The 15,944-nt window shown below is 66.7% G+C and carries 13 protein-coding genes; 9 read left to right on the forward strand and 4 right to left on the reverse strand.

Annotated features, from left to right (window positions below; all coding sequences use genetic code 11):
- Positions 1-2: 2 nt before the first annotated feature.
- Together L7H23_RS00230 and L7H23_RS00235 are read right to left on the reverse strand one after the other, a co-directional pair.
- A complete protein-coding gene (locus tag L7H23_RS00230; protein ID WP_237837370.1) occupies positions 3-563 on the reverse strand; it encodes an isoprenylcysteine carboxylmethyltransferase family protein in 561 nt (186 codons plus the stop codon).
- A gap of 78 nt (positions 564-641) precedes the next feature.
- Complete coding sequence (locus L7H23_RS00235) at positions 642-1,676, reverse strand: sugar phosphate nucleotidyltransferase (RefSeq protein ID WP_237837371.1); 1,035 nt, start codon at positions 1,674-1,676, stop codon at positions 642-644.
- A gap of 126 nt (positions 1,677-1,802) precedes the next feature.
- On the opposite strand from L7H23_RS00235, the gene L7H23_RS00240 reads away from it, so the two are divergent.
- Genes L7H23_RS00240 through L7H23_RS00255 form a run of 4 tightly spaced genes read left to right on the forward strand, consistent with a single transcriptional unit; the run spans position 1,803 to position 8,523 of the window.
- The gene (locus L7H23_RS00240; RefSeq protein WP_237837372.1) at positions 1,803-3,191 is read left to right on the forward strand and encodes a TIGR03013 family XrtA/PEP-CTERM system glycosyltransferase; all 1,389 of its coding nucleotides are present in this window, start codon (positions 1,803-1,805) and stop codon (positions 3,189-3,191) included.
- On the forward strand, positions 3,170-5,308 hold the full coding sequence (gene prsK, locus L7H23_RS00245) for an XrtA/PEP-CTERM system histidine kinase PrsK (RefSeq protein WP_237837373.1): 2,139 nt from the start codon (positions 3,170-3,172) through the stop codon (positions 5,306-5,308). Before L7H23_RS00240 ends, prsK begins: the two co-directional genes overlap by 22 nt.
- Positions 5,305-6,678 (forward strand): PEP-CTERM-box response regulator transcription factor, encoded by a 1,374-nt coding sequence (prsR, locus tag L7H23_RS00250; protein WP_237837374.1) that lies wholly within the window; start codon positions 5,305-5,307, stop codon positions 6,676-6,678. Before prsK ends, prsR begins: the two co-directional genes overlap by 4 nt.
- Positions 6,679-8,523: a tetratricopeptide repeat protein gene (locus tag L7H23_RS00255; protein WP_237837375.1), complete on the forward strand. Its 1,845-nt coding sequence runs from the start codon at positions 6,679-6,681 to the stop codon at positions 8,521-8,523.
- On the opposite strand, the gene L7H23_RS00260 is transcribed toward L7H23_RS00255, so the two are convergent.
- On the reverse strand, positions 8,524-8,871 hold the full coding sequence (locus L7H23_RS00260; RefSeq protein ID WP_237837376.1) for a GntR family transcriptional regulator: 348 nt from the start codon (positions 8,869-8,871) through the stop codon (positions 8,524-8,526).
- Positions 8,872-8,942: 71 nt separating this feature from the next.
- Positions 8,943-9,524, reverse strand: a complete 582-nt coding sequence (locus L7H23_RS00265; protein ID WP_237839292.1) for a nitroreductase — start codon at positions 9,522-9,524, stop codon at positions 8,943-8,945.
- Between the two features lie 276 nt (positions 9,525-9,800).
- Between L7H23_RS00265 and L7H23_RS00270 the strand changes: the two genes are divergently transcribed.
- From L7H23_RS00270 to L7H23_RS00290, 5 genes are all read left to right on the forward strand, one after another.
- Positions 9,801-11,771, forward strand: a complete 1,971-nt coding sequence (locus tag L7H23_RS00270; protein ID WP_237839293.1) for a peptide MFS transporter — start codon at positions 9,801-9,803, stop codon at positions 11,769-11,771.
- A gap of 11 nt (positions 11,772-11,782) precedes the next feature.
- Positions 11,783-13,189 (forward strand): amidohydrolase, encoded by a 1,407-nt coding sequence (locus L7H23_RS00275; protein ID WP_237837377.1) that lies wholly within the window; start codon positions 11,783-11,785, stop codon positions 13,187-13,189.
- Positions 13,186-14,487 carry an amidohydrolase family protein gene (locus tag L7H23_RS00280; protein ID WP_237837378.1) on the forward strand — a complete coding sequence of 434 codons (1,302 nt, stop codon included), beginning with the start codon at positions 13,186-13,188 and terminating at the stop codon, positions 14,485-14,487. The genes L7H23_RS00275 and L7H23_RS00280 overlap by 4 nt, the downstream gene beginning before the upstream one ends.
- A 64-nt stretch (positions 14,488-14,551) precedes the next feature.
- On the forward strand, positions 14,552-15,244 hold the full coding sequence (locus tag L7H23_RS00285) for an NnrU family protein (protein ID WP_345790414.1): 693 nt from the start codon (positions 14,552-14,554) through the stop codon (positions 15,242-15,244).
- Between the two features lie 7 nt (positions 15,245-15,251).
- A complete protein-coding gene (locus L7H23_RS00290) occupies positions 15,252-15,797 on the forward strand; it encodes a DUF1003 domain-containing protein (protein WP_237837380.1) in 546 nt (181 codons plus the stop codon).
- The last annotated feature ends 147 nt before the right edge of the window (positions 15,798-15,944 follow it).

Raw genomic sequence — 15,944 nt, forward strand, 5'->3', positions numbered from 1 at the left:
TTTCAGACGAGCAGCCAGCGGGGTACGCGCCGCCGGAAATCGTCATAGGCCGGACCGAATTCGCGCGACAGATGCGCTTCCTCGATCCGCGCCTGGATGTGGTACGCGATGGCGAAAGCCGCGGCAGCGGCCCAGCACCAGAGAGTGTCGGCGGCGAGTGCGATGCCGAGCGCCATCAGGATCATGCCGACGAAGATCGGGTTGCGGCTGAAGCGGAACAATCCGGCGGTGACGAACAGCGACGCATCGCCGTCGCGCACGCCGACGCGCCAGGCGTTGCCCATCTGGACCTGCGCAACGATCACGATCGCCGCGCCGATGGCGACGACGAGGGTGCCGCCCAAGGGAAACGCGGGCGCGATATGGCCCAGTGCCAGCAGGGCGGCTGCGACGCCGAGGGCCGCGGACGACAGGGCGAAGGCGACACCCGACAGGCGCTGGATGCCGCGCGCATCGGCAAAGGCCCACGCGCTCGTTCCCGACCGGGTCCGGACCGAGCGGCCGCGCAGCAGGGTGGCGAAGACGACGAGCGCGAAAAGCGCGAGGGGAAGGGTGGAAAGCATCGGAAATCTCCCGTTTCGAGGATCGATGCGGGAGCGGCTACACCCTGTAGCGACTACAGGGTCAAGCGGGAAAGGCGGCTATTCGCGGGCCTTTGCCGCCGCGCGGACATCCTGACAGCGGGTGAGCGGCATCACGAGGATATCGTCCCCGTCGACGATCACTGCGACATCCTCCATCCCGATGATCGAGACGCGCTTGCCGCCGGCGCGGATCAGGTTGCCGCGGCTGTCGTGGACGAAGACGTCGCCGGAAAGGGCGTTGTCGTCGCCGTCCTTGCCCTCGGCGAGCGCATGGACAGTGTGCCAGCTGCCAAGGTCGGACCAGCCCATCGCCACGGGGACGACCGCGACGCGATCATCTTTTTCCATGACGGCATAGTCGATCGAGTCCGACGGCGCGTGCTCGAACGCGGGGGCGTCGGCATAAAAGGCCTCGCCATCGTGCATGCCCGCTGCGACGGCGCGCTCGGCCGCCTCGAAGATGTCGCGGCAATGTTCGAGCATCGCGTCGCGCATCCGGCCGGCGCGGAAGAGAAATATCCCCGCGTTCCAGCTGTAGCCGCCGGCGGCGAGCATGCGCTCCGCCGCATCGAGAGGGGGCTTCTCGACGAAACGGTCGACCGCGAAGCCGCCCTCGAGGGGGTCGCCGCTCGCGATATAGCCGAAGCCGGTGTCGGGGCGGTCGGGGGCGATGCCGAAGGTGACGAGCCAGTCCTGCTGCGCGAGGATCGCTCCCCTGGCGATCGCGGCGTGAAAGGCCGGAACGTCGGCGATGACATGATCGCTGGGCATCACGAGCAGCAGCATGCCGGCGTCGGCGCGCGCGACGGCGAGCGCGATCGCGGCGGCGGTGTTGCGCGGCATCGGCTCGACCAGCAGGCTGACGTCGCGTCCTTCCATCTGGTCGAGAACCGCCGCCACATGCGCGTCGCCGCAGACGACGAGCGGCGGGGTGAACTGCGCGCCTGCAGGCGTTCGCCGCACGGTCTGCCGAAACAGGCTTTCGCCGCCGTGCAGCGGCAGGAACTGTTTCGCGCGCGTGCCCCGCGATTCCGGCCACAGCCGGGTTCCGGCGCCTCCGCACAGGATGACGGGTTGGATCGTCGCGCTCATGGGTCTGGTCTATCGCCTTGCTGGATGCCGGTCATCCCCCCAATAGGGGCAATAAGTGAGTGTAAAATTAACCGACAGTTGACGCCTCCCCGCTAGGATCAACCCCCGAAAGGGCCAGACGTTCAGATGTTCCGACTGTTCAAACATTATGTCCCCCACGCAGTGGTTTGGCTGGCGCTGATCGAGTTTCTCGCGCTGCTCGGTTCGGCGGAGGCGGCGTGGCACATCTACGCCAGCTTTGCCGGATTCGACGCCGGTACCCTCGGCGCGCGCTGGCTGCCGCTGACGACCTTTGCCGTATCCAATTCGCTCGCGATGATGGCGACGGGAATGTACGGGAACGAGGCGCTGCGGTCGATGAAGTTCGCGACCGCGCGCCTGCTCGCTGCGATCTCGCTGGGCGTCATCTTCCTGTCGATCATCGGCTTCCTGTTGCCGACCGCGACGCTGTGGCGCGTCAACAGCCTCTATGCGATGGTGCTTGCGATCGCGGCGCTGTTCGTCATCCGCCTGATCCTGACCCAGACCGCGGGCGCCGAAGCGTTCAAGCGGCGCATTCTGGTGCTGGGCGCCGGATCGCGCGCGGCGCGGCTGCAGGCGCTGGCCGATACGCCCGGAAGCGGGATCGCGGTCGCCGGCTTCGTCGCGATGTCGGGCAGCGAAAAGACCATGAAAGATGCGGTCCCGCGCGAGCAGATCCCAAACCTGTCCGACCATGTTGTCGCGCTGGGCGCGGGCGAGGTGGTGCTGGCGATGGAGGAGCGGCGCAACTCGCTGCCGCTGAACGACCTGCTGCGCGTCAAGACGACCGGGGTCCATGTCAACGATATCGCGAGCTTCATCGAGCGCGAGACCGGGCGCGTCGACTTGGCGACGACGAACCCCAGCGCGCTGATCTTTTCCGACGGCTTTTCCGCCGGGCAGCGGATATCGCGCGTCGCGAAGCGCGTGTTCGATATCCTCGCCAGCGTCGCGGTGCTCGTCATCGGGTTGCCGCTGGTGATCATCGCCGCGATCGCGGTGAAGCTCGACAGCAAGGGCCCCGTCTTTTACCGCCAATCGCGCGTCGGCCTTTACGGCGAGCCGTACGAGATCGTGAAGATCCGTTCGATGCGGACCGATGCGGAGGCGGCGGGCAAGGCGATCTGGGCGAGCGAGAACGACCCCCGCATCACCCGGGTCGGCAACATCATCCGCAAGCTGCGCGTCGACGAACTGCCGCAGCTCTGGTGCGTGCTGAAAGGCCATATGAGCTTCGTCGGCCCGCGTCCCGAACGGCCGAGCTTCGTCGAGGAACTGGAGCAGCAGCTGCCCTATTATGCCGAGCGGCATATGGTGAAGCCCGGGCTGACCGGCTGGGCGCAGATCAACTATCCCTATGGCGCGTCGGTCGAGGATGCGCGCGCGAAGCTCGAATATGATCTCTACTATGCCAAGAATTATTCGCCCTTCCTGGACCTGCTGATCCTGCTCCAGACGGTGCGGGTGGTGCTGTGGCCGGAGGGAGCGCGCTGACCGTGGCGCTCGCCGGCCTGTCCGAAATTCTCTCGGCGCTCGCGCTCGTCGCGTTTGCGGGGGTCGGCCTGTGGCTGCTCGCGCGGCCGCGGGCGCGGATGGTTGCGCTGATGCCGGCGCCGCGATGGCTGGCGGCGGCCGCCGCCGGCACGGCGATCTGGTGCGCGGCGCTCTATGTCTGGGCACCCGGATCGTCGCAGGCGCTGGCGGTGCAGGCGCTGCGCGATCTGGCGATGCTGGGCTGGCTGCGCGCGACCTTCTGGTCGCCGGCGGCGCCGATGTCGCGTCCGCTGCGGCTGATCCTGCGGCTGCTAGTCACGATCAGCGCGGCGATGCTTCTGATCGGCGGCGCGGCGCACTGGGAGCGCGGCGCCGGCGCGGCCGAATGGCTGGGATCGGCGCTCACCATTTCGGCGATGATCGTCGCGACCGGCGGGCTGCTGCTCGTCGATGGAGCCGTCCGGCGCGCGAGCGCGGGTTTGCGGATGCCGGTGATGGCGGTCGCGGGCGGCTTTGCGATGCTCTGGGCCTATGAGCTCAATGTACAGCTGATCGGCGCGCTGACCGACAAGCCGGCCTCGACCCTGATCCATCTGCTCCCCGGCGTCGCGCTGCTGATCCTCCCGACCTTCGTCGTTGCCGCGATGGATGTCGGGCGCGAGCGGATCCGTCTGTCGCGCACCGCCGCGATGCGGACGCTGATCCTGATCGGCGCCGCCACCTATCTGGTGCTGATCGGGCTCGTCGGCGCGGTCGCGCGGCTGATCGGCGGCGATTATGGCGAACTGGCGCAGGGCACGTTCCTGATCTTCGCGCTCGGGTGCGGCGGGTTGCTGCTGCTGTCGGCGCGCGCGCGCGCCTGGCTGTCGGTGATGATCTCGAAGCATTTCTTCGAGCACCGGTACGATTACCGCGCCGAGTGGATGCGTTTCACCGCGACGCTTGCGCAGGGAGACGGCGAAGACGACCGCAACCTTCACCGCCGCGTCGCCAAGGCGCTCGCCGAACTGACCGGCAGTCCGGGCGCGCTGCTGATGCTGCCCGACGCCCTCGGCGCGTTCCGCGTCGCGGAGCAATGGCACTGGCCGGCGGGGATCGGCGACGAGGAGGCGACGCTGTCGCTGCGGTCGTCCTTCATGCTTCAGGAGACGCGCCACATCGTCGATCTGGATGCCGAACGGCGCGGGCGACCGGCCGACGAGCAGGATCTGGCGATCCCCGACTGGCTGCTCGCTGATGCGCGCGCATGGGTTGTCGTGCCCGTCCTGCACTTTCACCGGATGATCGCGGTGGTCGTCCTGCATCGTCCGCCGGTATCGCGTGCGCTGGACTGGGAAGACCTCGACGTGCTGCGCATCGCGGGGCAGCAGGCGGCGAGCTATCTGGCCGAATCGCAGAGCCAGGCGGCGCTGTCCGAAGCCAAGCGCTTCGACGAGTTCAATCGCCGCTTCGCCTTCATCATGCACGACATCAAGAATCTGGCGAGCCAGCTCAGCCTGCTTGCCAGCAACGCCGAACGCCATGCCGACAAGCCGGCGTTCCGCGCCGACATGGTCGAGACGCTGAAAATTTCGTCGGGTCGCCTGTCGGACCTGCTCGTCCGCCTGTCGCCGCGCGAGCGGGGCAGGGCGGCCGAGGCCGAACGGACGCTGGTCGAGCCCGTGCTGAATGCGATCGCGGCCGAGGCGAAAGCGCGCCGCGCGCTGTTTGTCGGGTGTCAGGCGGGGCTGGCGGCGTGGGGCGATGCCGGATCGATCCGGCAGATCGTCCAGCATCTGGTCGCCAACGCCATCGACGCTTCGCCCGGCGACACCGCGGTGCAGGTGATCGCCGTTGCCGAGCATGGACGCGCGCGGATCGACGTAATCGATCAGGGAAGCGGCATGACGCGCGCCTTCATCCGGGACGAGCTGTTCAAACCGTTCGTTTCGACGAAGGACGGCGGCTTCGGACTGGGCGCCTTCGAGGCGCTGCAACTCGCGCAGGCGATGGGCGGGTCGATCGAGGTGGCGAGCGAACCCGGCAAGGGCAGCAATTTCACGCTGTGGCTGCCGCTTGCCGATGCGCATGCGGACGGCGCGGCCGACAACCGGATCATGAAGGTGGCGAACAGATGAGCGGCGGGGCCGAAATGCGCAAGCTGCTGGTCGTCGAGGACGATCCCGGCCTGCAGGCGCAACTGAAATGGGCGTATGACGGCTATGAGGTGCTGATCGCGGGCGACCACGACAGTGCGATCGAGATGCTGCGCGCCGAGGAGCCTGCGGTGGTGACGCTCGACCTGGGCCTGCCGCCCGATCCCGACGGGACGCGCGAGGGTTTTCGCGTGCTGAAGTCGATCCTCGAGGCGAAACCCGACACCAAGGTCATCGTCGTTTCGGGCCATGGCGAACGCGCCAGTGCGCTGGCGGCGATCGCCAGCGGCGCATGGGACTTCTATCAGAAGCCCATCGACATCGACGAGTTGGGGCTGATCGTCCGCCGCGCGTTTCACGTCCGCGAGCTGGAGGTCGAGAACAGCCGGCTCGCCGAACAGGGCAGCAGCGACAACCGTGTCCTCGGCGGGATGATCACCGGCGCGCCCGAAATGCTGAAGGTTGCGCGCACGATCGAGCGTGTCGCGAACCTCGACGTTTCGGTCATGCTGCTTGGCGCCAGCGGGACGGGCAAGGAGCTGCTCGCGCGCGGGCTGCACGAGGCGAGCGGGCGGCGCGACGGCGCGTTCGTCGCGATCAACTGCGCCGCGATCCCCGAGAATCTGCTCGAAAGCGAGTTGTTCGGGCACGAGAAGGGCGCTTTCACAGGTGCGGTGAAGACGACCGAGGGCAAGATCGAGCTGGCGCATGGCGGCACGCTGTTCCTAGACGAGGTCGGCGACATCCCGCTGCCGCTGCAGGTCAAGCTGTTGCGCTTTCTGCAGGAGCGTACGATCGAGCGGATCGGCGGCCGCAAGCCGATCGCCGTCGACACGCGCATCGTCTGCGCGACGCATCGCGACCTCGACGCGATGATCGTGGAGCAGAGCTTTCGCGACGACCTGTATTACCGGCTGGCCGAGATGGTCGTGAGGATCCCGGCGCTCGCCGAACGGCCGGGCGATGCCGTGCTGCTCGCGCGGCATTTCCTCCATCAATATGCGCCGACGATGAACCCTGCGGTTCGCGGCTTCGCGCCCGACGCGTTGCAGGCGATCGACGAGGGACGCTGGCCCGGCAATGTCCGCGAGCTGGAGAACCGGATCAAGCGGGCCGTGATCATGGCCGACGGCAAGCTCGTCATGTCGGGCGACCTCGATCTGGCGGCAAACGAGAGCGAGGCGGGCGAGGATTATCTGAATCTGCGCAGCGCACGCGAGGCGGCCGACCGCGTTGCGATCCGCCGCGCAATGACACAGAGCGAGGGCAATATCTCGCTCGCGGCGAAGCTGCTGGGGATCAGCCGCCCGACGCTCTACGACCTGCTCAAGCAGTATCGGATGCACGCCTGAATGGGCAAAGCACGGCCTCTGCTTGCCGCGCTGATCGCGGCAGCGGCGCTGGCCGGTTGTGACGGGCCGCGCCCTGCAAACCCGCGTGACGGGTGGCGGCAGCAGATGGCCGAACTGCAGGCGGCGATCGCGAACAACCCGGACGAAATCGCGGCGCGCGTCAAGCTGGCCCGGGTGCAGATCAGGCTTGGCGACGGTGTCGGCGCCGAGGCAACGGTACGGGCGGCGCTCGCCGCCGGAGGCAAGGGCGATTATCTGCGCCCGCTGCTCGCGCGCGCCTACGCGCTGCAGGGCGACGGCGGCCGCGCGTTCGAGGCGCTCGACAGCGGGCCCATCGCGCCCGACATGATAGGCGAGGCGGCGTGGGTTGCCGGCGACGTCCATCTCGATAACGGCGATCTCGACGCGGCGCGCGATGCCTATGACCGGGCGGTCCAGGAGCTACCGCGCGAATCGATGCTGTGGGTCGACGTCGCGCGCTTTCGCGACGCCAATGCCGACACGCTCGGCGCACGCGACGCGGTCGATTTCGCGATCGAGCTCGACAGGAACAACAGCGCCGCGCTGGCGTACAAGGCGAATATCGTCCGCACGCAGCAGGGGCTGACCGCCTCGCTGGAATGGTACGAGAAGGCACTCGCCGCAGATCCGGACAACGCCGGAGCACTGATCGAGCAGGCCGCGACCTTCGGCGACCTTGGCCGCTATACCGATATGCTGGTTTCGCTGCGCCACGCCGCCGCGCTGGTCCCGAGCAATCCGCGTATCTATTATCTGCAGGCCGTGCTCGCCGCGCGCGCCGGCAATTATGCGCTCGCCCGGAGCCTGCTCCAGCGGACGCGCGGCGAACTGGACGACGATCCCGGGTTCATGCTGCTGAGCGCCGTCGTCGAACTCGAACTTGGCGGGCAGGCCGTGGCGGCGACGTGGGCGGACCGGCTGCTTGCCGAACAGCCGGACAATTTCACCGCGCGCCGTATCCTGGCGGTTTCCGACTGGGCCGACGGCGACGCCGATGGCGCGGCCGAGGTACTGGCGCCGATCGTGGACCGCGCCGACGCGGACAGCTGGTCGTTGCTGCTTGCAGCGCGGGTCGCCGCCGAGACGGGGGACCGCGATGCCTCGGCGGGGTTCCTCGCCCGCGCGGCGTCACTGAACCGCGGCGATGCTGCGCCTTTCGCCGCGAGCAACAGTTATGGCCTGCTCGCGATGGGCGCCGATGCCGAACCGCTCAATCCGGCCAAGGCGATTCCGGCGATGTCGGCGGACATCGCGGCGGGCAATTATGCGAGCGCGATCGCGCGCGCGACCCGGCTGCGCGACGCGAACCGCGGGGTTGCCGACGCGCATATCCTGCTCGGCGATGCGGCGATGGCGGGCGGGCGCTACGATCTGGCGATCCAGTCGTTCCGTGCCGCGCGCGACCTCGACGCCGGCGAGCGCACGACCCTGCGGCTGGCCAATGCGCTGTTCGCCTCGGGCGATTCGGCGGGATCGGGCGCTGCGATCCTCGCGCTGCGCGACAGCCAGCCATCGAGCATCGCGGCCGACCGGCTCGCCGGGCACCTTGCGATGGATATCGAACATTGGGATCAGGCGATCGAGCATTTCGAGCGTGTACGGCAACGGATCGGCAACCGCGACGTCGTGGTGCTGCGCGAACTCGCGCGGGCCTGGGCGGCGAAGGGCGACGACAAACGGGCGCGGCCGCTGATCGCGCTCGCCTATCGGCTGCAACCGCTGAATTCGGAGATCATGCTCTTCTATGCCGACCTGCTCGAAAAGCAGGGCGACAGGCAGGCGGCCGAAGATTTACGCGACAAGGCCGCGCAGATCGGGCGTTGATCAGGCGTCGGTGAGGTCGAGCAGCGTCCGTGCATCGAGCCCGATGCGGCGCATCTGCTGCGCCACCGGCGGCCAGACGTTGGCAAGGAAGTCCTGCCGCATCAGCTCGCGCAGCCGGTCGGTCGCGCCTTCGGCGACGAACATGCCGACGCCGCGCTTCACCGTCACGAGACCTTCGTCCTGAAAGGTCTGGTAAGCCTTGGCGACGGTCAGCGGGTTTGCGCCTTCCTCGGCTGCGAGCGAGCGCACCGACGGGAGCATGTCGCCGTCGCGGAAGCTGCCGTCGAGGATGGCGTTGGCGATGACGTCGCGCAGACGCTGGTACACGGGTTTGGACTGATCGAGCATGCCGCCTTAATGCCATAAGACAGCAGCACAGTCAAATCGCGAAAATTAGAAAATTTGAGCGGTTGATGTAATTAAATGTCCCACGCGTTGACGGTGTCGTCATATTCGGGCCGCGGGCGTTCCGAGAGGTCGGCGGCCGGGGTGCCGAAGAAGAAGTAGCCGACGATGGCGTCGCCGTCGCCGACTCCGAAAGCCTTTGCAACATCAGGGCTATAGGCGGCCCAGCCGGTCAGCCAGCTGCCGACGAATCCGTGCGCATGCGCGGCGTGGAGCAGGTTCATGCCGACCGCGCCGGCCGACATCTGCTGTTCCCACACAGGGATCTTTACGCCCGCTACCGGGGTCGAAATCAGCACGACAAGCGAAGGGGCCTGATGCGCGAACTGGTCGAGCGCCGACAGGTCCATGCCCGCAGCGCCCGGATTTTCGGCCACCCACGCGTCCTTGAGCAGCTTCGCGAAGGCATCGCGCTGGTCGTCGGCGATCGTGACGATCCGCCACGGCGCGAGCTTGCCATGATCGGGGGTGCGCAGCGCGAGGCCGATGATGTCCTTGAGCTGGGCGGCATCGGGGCCGGGGGCGATCATGTCGCGCGCCTTGCCCGAGCGGCGGGTGGCGAGATGCGAGCGGAGCGAGCTGGTGTCGTTGAACATGACGGCCATTTGGGCGCCTTGACCCGTTTGCGCAAGTGTTGCGAACGATTCGCAATAAATTTTCCTAGCGGGGCGACATGGTTTCACGCGCAATTAGATTCTTCCCTTGCGCAATTTTCGCGCTAGGTTGCGCGATCAATTCAAAAAGGGGGTGGGGAGTCCGCTTGGCGGAACGGCGCCCCCGCAATCAAAATATACCGGGGAGCCCGACGAATGACGAATGAAGTGGACCAGAATGCGTCGCTGGAGCCGGGGGCGCCGCCTGCCGACGTCACCATGATCCATCCGGGCGACCATAATGGCTGGTTCGGCCACCCGCGCCAGCTGAAGCGCCTGTTCACCACCGAGATGTGGGAACGCTTCGGCTATTACGGGATGCGCGCGATCCTGACGCTGTATCTCGCGAACCACTTCCTGTTCAGTGATACCACGACGGCCGGCGTCTATGGCGGTTTCACCGCGCTCGTTTACCTGACCCCGCTGATCGGCGGGCTGATCGCCGACCGCTATCTGGGGTCGAAGCGATCGGTGAAATTCGGCGCGATCCTGATGGCGCTCGGTTACTTCACCCTCTGTTTCGGCGGCGATACGGCGAAGCCCTTCGCGACGATCGACGCGCAGCGTTATGACGTCACGATCGAGGCGAAAGCCGATGGCGGCGGCGAGGCCCGCTTCGTCACGGTCGACGGGCAGAAGCTCGAAATCCGCGGCAACGAAGACAAGTCGGTTTCGCTGCTCGCGCCCGACGGCAGCGAAGCGCGCAAGGTCGAGGCCGCGAACTTCAAGTCGGATGCCGAGCGCTCGCCGATGTTCGTCGCGATCCTGCTCGTCGGTCTGGCGCTCGTCACGATCGGCAACGGCTTTTTCAAGCCCAATATCTCGACGATTGTCGGCACGCTCTACGAGGACGGCGACCGCCGCCGCGACGCGGGCTTCACCATCTTCTACATGGGGATCAACCTCGGTTCGCTGATCTCGCAATTCTTCTGCCCGATCCTCGCCGAGGCGGTCGGCTGGTGGGCGGGCTTCGGCCTCGCCGCGATCGGCATGACCTGCTCGTGGCTGCTCTTCCAGTTCGATGGCGGGCGGCTCAAGGGCTATGGCGAGCGTCCCGAGGGCGCCGATGCCAGCAAGGACTGGTATATCTATGGCGGCGCACTGCTTGCGATCCCGCTGGTCTATTTCCTCTTCTCGAACCTGATGGGCTATGTGAAGCCCGAGGCCGGCACCGGCCTGATCGGCTATCTTTCGACGCTGCCGATTATGGGCAAAGTCATGTTCGGTACCTTCATCCTCGCGATCCCCGGCATTCTGGCCTGGGCGTATTTCAAGGGCAGCCGCACCGAATTCCAGATGATGCTCGCGGCGATGGTCCTTATCGTCTTCAACGTCGTTTTCTGGACGCTGTTCGAACAGGCGGGATCGTCGCTCACGCTGTTCGCCGAGCGCAACACGATGCTCGAGATCGGCTGGACCCAGCCGCTCTTCGCGATGTTCCGCGCGATGCCCTATACCTATTATCTCTTCTTTGCCGCGGTGTTCGGCGGGGTCGCGTGGCTCGCCTGGTGGTTCTTCTCGAATGGAGAAGACGCGGCCGTGAAGCGCACGATGGGGATCGCGTGGATCGTGGTTGTGGTCGCCGCGATGATCGGCATGCACATCGCGCGTATGAACGGCTTCGGCAGCGAGCGCGTCTATGTCATGCCCGCGGGGCAGACGCAGATCTTCAACGCGCTGTTCATCGTTCTGCTCGCGCCGCTGTTCAGCATGCTGTGGAACGCGCTCGCGGCGCGCGGGCTCGAACCCAACATCCCGGTCAAGTTCGGCATCGCGCTGATGGGCGTCGGCGCAGGCTTCCTTTTCCTCGTCTGGGGATCGCAGTTCGCCGACAGCCGCGCGCAGGTCGGTCTGGTCTGGCTCGCGGGCCTGTATCTGATCCACTCGATCGCCGAGCTTTGCATTTCGCCGGTCGGGCTGTCGATGATCACCAAATTGTCGATCGCGCGCATCGTCGGCCTGATGATGGGCGTGTGGTTCCTCTCGATCGCGACCGCGCAATATGTCGCGGGGATCGTCGCGCAGTTCGCGAGCGTCGAGACGGTCGGTGGGCAGGTGACGAACCTGAAGGTCAGCCTCGACACCTATATCGGGGTCTTCCAGACGATCGGGCTGATCTCGATCCTGATCGGCGGCGTCCTGCTGCTGCTGGCGTGGCCGCTCAAATATCTGATGCACGGCGTAAAATAAGGGGTCCCGACATGCGTCTTTCGATTGCGGCATTGCCGCTGCTCGCGCTCGCCGCCTGCGCTTCCACCGGGGAGGCACCGAAGTCGGCGGGCGACAAGCCCGCGGCAACCGCCTCGGCCGACAAGCCGGTGAAGTTCGACAAGGATCCCTATCCGTCGACGTACAAGGGATATCCGACGCGGCTGACGGTGGTGAAGAATGTCACCATATTCGACGGCGAGGGCGGGCGCATCGACAATGGCTCGATCGTGTTGTCGAGCGGCAAGGTCGATCGTATCGGCGGCCCCGACATGGAATTGCCGACCGACGCCGACGTCTATGACGGCACCGGCAAATATCTGACGCCGGGTGTGATCGACATCCACAGCCACCTCGGCGACTATGCGAGCCCGAGCGTCGAGGCCAATTCGGACGGCAACGAGGCGACGGGCCCGGTGACCGCCGAGGTATGGGCCGAACATAGCGTCTGGCCGCAGGACCCCGGCTTCACGCGCGCGCTGGCCAATGGCGGCGTCACGACGCTCGAGATCCTGCCGGGCAGCGCGAACCTGATGGGCGGCCGTTCGGTCGTGCTCAAGAATGTGCCCGCGCGCACGGTGCAGGGGATGAAGTTCCCCGGCGCGCCCTATGGGCTGAAGATGGCGTGCGGCGAGAATCCAAAGCGCGTTTACGGCAGCAAGGGGCGGATGCCCTCGACCCGCATGGGCAATATGGCGGTCGACCGCCAGACCTGGGCGAAGGCCGCGGCGTACAAGAAGAAACTCGACGAGGGCAAACCCGTCGACCGCGACCTGGCGATGGAGACGCTCGCGGGCGTGTTGTCGGGCGAAATCCTGATCCAGAACCATTGCTACCGCGCCGACGAAATGGCGCAGGTCATCGATATGAGCCACGAGTTCGGGTACAAGGTTTCGGCCTTCCACCACGCGGTCGAGGCGTACAAGATCGCCGACCTCTTGAAGAAGGAAGGCATTTGCGCCGCGATGTGGGCCGACTGGTGGGGCTTCAAGATGGAAGCCTATGACAGCGTGCCCGAGAATATCGCGCTGATGTACAAGGAAGGCGCGTGCACGATCGTCCATTCGGATGACGCGAACCAGATCCAGCGCCTCAATCAGGAAGCCGCCAAGGCGCTTGCTGCCGGCCGCCGCATGGGGATGCAGATCAGCGACGAACAGGCATGGACCTGGCTGGGGATCAACCCGGCGAAGGCGATCGGCCTGCAGGACAAGATCGGCAGCCTCAAGCCCGGCAAGATGGCCGACGTCGTGCTGTGGAACGGCAACCCGTTCAGCGTCTATACGCGGCCCGACAAGGTCTGGATCGACGGCGCGCTGATGTTCGACGCCAATGATCCGAAACGGCGGCCGGTGACCGACTTCGAGCTGGGCCAGCCGGGCGAAGGAGACGTGAAATGATGCGCGCGCTCCTTCTGTCGGCGGCCGCACTGGTCGCGCTTCCCGTCGCGGCGCAGGACGTCGCAATCACCAACGCGAAGCTCGTCATCGGCGATGGCAGCGCGCCGATCGAAGGCGGCACCGTCGTCGTGCGCGGCGGCAAGGTGGTGGCTGCGGGCGCCGGGGTCGCCGTGCCCGCCGGAATCGAGCGCGTCGATGCGCAGGGCAAATATGTGACGCCGGGTATCGTCGCCGCGTTCAGCCGCGTCGGGCTGGTCGAGGTCGACGCCGTCGACGGCACCAACGACCGTTCGGCCAACCGGTCGCGCTTCTCGGCGGGTCTCGACATCGCGCCCGCGCTCAATCCGATGGGCTCGCCGATCGCGGTCAACCGCGCCGCGGGCGTAACGCGCGCGATCGTCGCGCCGGGGAGCAGCAGCAACCTGTTCGCAGGGCAGGGCGCGGTCGTCGACCTAGGCGACGACATGGACATGGTGACCAAGCCGCGCGCGCTGCAATATGTCGCGTTCGGCGAGGATGGCTCGGCAAAGGCGGGCGGCAGCCGCGCCGCGACCTTCCTGCTGTTCCGCGAACAATTGCTGGCGGCGCGCAGCTATGCCCGCAACCCCGCGTCGCTTGCCGAATGGGGCAATGATGCGATGATCCAGCGCGCCGATGCGGAAGCGCTGGTGCGCGTGATCGACGGAACGACGCCGCTGTTCGTTCGCGTCGACCGGGCCGCCGACATCCTGAACGTGCTGAAGCTGAAGGGCGAGTTCCCGGGGCTGAAGCTCGTGCTGGTCGGTGCGACCGAGGGTTGGCTGGTCGCGCGCGAGATTGCCGCGGCAAAGGTACCGGTGCTCGTCTCGCCGCTGAGCGACCTGCCCGACAGTTTCGAACGGCTGGGCGCGACCCAGTCGAACGCCGGGCGCCTGAAGGCCGCCGGGGTCGACATCTCGGTCGGCGTGTTCGACGACGACGATGCGCACAAGATGGGCTATACCACGCAATATGCGGGCAATCTGGTCGGCCTGTCGAAGCTGCCGGGCGCCAGCGGGCTGACGTGGGATCAGGCGTTCGCCGCGATCACCAGCGTTCCGGCGCGCGCGATCGGCATGGACGCCGCGATCGGTTCGCTGAAGGCGGGCCGCGTCGGTGACGTCGTGATCTGGGACAATGATCCGCTCGAGCTGGGCAGCCGCCCCACGGCCGTCTGGATCGACGGCAAGCGCCAGTCGCTCGTCACACGGCAGGATCGCTTGCGCGACCGCTATCTGACGCCGACCGAAGGGGCGCTGCCCAAGGCATATGACAGGTAAGGGCCGCGCCTGAGATCGAAAGCGGCCGACGGGGAAGGAGAGGGAGAGGGCTCCAATGCAACCCATGTCGCTTTTGATCACGACTTGCGCGCTGTTCGTCGGCTCGCATCTTGCCTTGTCGCATCCGCTGCGCCCCGGGCTTGCGGGGCGGCTCGGTGAGCGCGGGTTCATGATCGTCTATTCGATCGTCGCGATCGCGACCTTCGTCATGATCGTGCAGGCGTGGCGCGGGATGCCCCCCGAGCCGCCGCTGTGGGTCGTCGACGATCCGCTGTGGATGCTCGCTACGCTGCTCGTGCTGTTCGCAAGCATCCTCTTCATGGGGTCGCTGATCGGCAATCCTGCAATGCCGGCGCCGAACGCCGCCGCGGCCGCGCAGGCGGCGCCGCGCGGGGTTTTCGCGATCACACGGCATCCGATGATGTGGGGCTTTACCCTGTGGGCGTTGGCGCACGCACTGGTGATGCCGACGCCGGGGCAGATCGTCCTGTCGGCGACGATCGCCTTTCTCGCGCTCGTCGGGTCGGCGGGGCAGGACGCGAAAAAGGCGCGGCTGATGGGCGATAGCTGGCGGCACTGGGCCGCGCGGACGAGTTTCGTGCCCTTCGGACGACAGGTCGCGGGTGTCACGCCATGGGGCGACACGATCCCGCGCGGGCATGCGCTGTTCGGCGGGATCGTCCTCTGGCTAGCCGCGACCTGGGCACATGGCGCGCTCGGCTTTATGGTTGCGGGGATATGGCGCTGGGTGGGATAGAGCGCGGATGAACCACGAAGAAAAAATCTCCGACCTGTCGCTGCGGCTGCTCGGCCGCGCCTATGACCAGCTCGATGAAGCCGAACAGCGCGTCGTCCGCGCGATCGCCGAACGCCAGCCGACGAGCCGCGCGCCCGACGACGATGACGACGACGATATCGGGCAGGGGAGCTTCGGCGACCGGCTGGCCGACCGGGTTGCCGCAGTCGGCGGATCGTGGGGCTTCATCATCGGTTTTGCGGTCGTGCTGTTCGTGTGGATGGTCGTCAACTCGAAGACCTTCGACCATTTCGGGCTGACCTTCGACCCCTATCCCTTCATCTTCCTCAACCTGATGCTGTCGATGCTCGCGGCGATCCAGGCGCCGGTGATCATGATGAGCCAGAACCGGCAGGCGGCGAAGGACCGGCTGACCGAGAAGCTGGATTACGAAATTAACCTGCGGGCGGAACTGGAGATCATGCGGCTGCACGAGAAGCTGGACCAGCTGCGCTTTCACGAACTGCGCGAGAAGGTCGACGAGCTGTGTGAGCGGTTGGACCGCAAGGAGTAGGCGAGAGGTCGGCTTCGGGGTGGGAAGCTGCCGTTCGGTACCCACTTCCGTCATCCCGGGCTTGACCCGGGATCCGCCTATTCCTTCAAGAAGGCAGGCCCCGGATCAAGTCCGGGGTGACGATAAAGGGTAGGGCAGCCTCCGGCC

The organism is Sphingopyxis sp. BSN-002, assembly GCF_022024275.1.
Lineage (GTDB): Bacteria > Pseudomonadota > Alphaproteobacteria > Sphingomonadales > Sphingomonadaceae > Sphingopyxis.

Excerpts from the sequence above, each read along its gene's own strand:
- L7H23_RS00230 (WP_237837370.1), bottom strand. The coding sequence starts at position 563 with ATGCTTTCCACCCTTCCCCTCGCGCTTTTCGCGCTCGTCGTCTTCGCC.
- L7H23_RS00235 (WP_237837371.1), bottom strand. The coding sequence starts at position 1,676 with ATGAGCGCGACGATCCAACCCGTCATCCTGTGCGGAGGCGCCGGAACC.
- L7H23_RS00240 (WP_237837372.1), top strand. The coding sequence starts at position 1,803 with ATGTTCCGACTGTTCAAACATTATGTCCCCCACGCAGTGGTTTGGCTG.
- prsR (WP_237837374.1), top strand. The coding sequence starts at position 5,305 with ATGAGCGGCGGGGCCGAAATGCGCAAGCTGCTGGTCGTCGAGGACGAT.
- L7H23_RS00255 (WP_237837375.1), top strand. The coding sequence starts at position 6,679 with ATGGGCAAAGCACGGCCTCTGCTTGCCGCGCTGATCGCGGCAGCGGCG.
- L7H23_RS00260 (WP_237837376.1), bottom strand. The coding sequence starts at position 8,871 with ATGCTCGATCAGTCCAAACCCGTGTACCAGCGTCTGCGCGACGTCATC.
- L7H23_RS00265 (WP_237839292.1), bottom strand. The coding sequence starts at position 9,524 with ATGTTCAACGACACCAGCTCGCTCCGCTCGCATCTCGCCACCCGCCGC.
- L7H23_RS00270 (WP_237839293.1), top strand. The coding sequence starts at position 9,801 with ATGATCCATCCGGGCGACCATAATGGCTGGTTCGGCCACCCGCGCCAG.
- L7H23_RS00275 (WP_237837377.1), top strand. The coding sequence starts at position 11,783 with ATGCGTCTTTCGATTGCGGCATTGCCGCTGCTCGCGCTCGCCGCCTGC.
- L7H23_RS00280 (WP_237837378.1), top strand. The coding sequence starts at position 13,186 with ATGATGCGCGCGCTCCTTCTGTCGGCGGCCGCACTGGTCGCGCTTCCC.
- L7H23_RS00285 (WP_345790414.1), top strand. The coding sequence starts at position 14,552 with ATGTCGCTTTTGATCACGACTTGCGCGCTGTTCGTCGGCTCGCATCTT.
- L7H23_RS00290 (WP_237837380.1), top strand. The coding sequence starts at position 15,252 with ATGAACCACGAAGAAAAAATCTCCGACCTGTCGCTGCGGCTGCTCGGC.